1 rRNA gene is annotated in these 295 nt (G+C 59.0%); it reads right to left on the bottom strand.

What is annotated here, in order from left to right:
- Window positions 1-295 (bottom strand): 23S ribosomal RNA (locus JDF658_RS13935); the annotation flags it as partial.

A 295-nucleotide genomic window follows, 5' to 3' on the forward strand; every position in this document is an offset into this window, starting at 1 on the left:
GTTTCCGGTACGGGCACCATACCCCCTCCTTAGAGGCTTTTCTCGGCAGTTTGGCATCAGAAGCTTCGCCCTTACGGGCTCCCCTTCACCTCTCAGGATTCCCGTGAGGCGGATTTGCCTGCCTCACTCCCTACGGGCTTGGACCGGTCCTTCCATTCACCGGCTCTCCCTAGCCTCCTGCGTCACCCCTTCGTATTAACGGTTGTATGGTGGTATCGGATTTTCAACCGATTGTCCATCACCTACGCCTCTTCGGCCTCGGCTTAGGTCCCGACTTACCCTGGGCGGACGAGCC

Origin of the sequence: Carboxydocella sp. JDF658, from assembly GCF_002049395.1 — a bacterium.
Classification (GTDB): domain Bacteria; phylum Bacillota.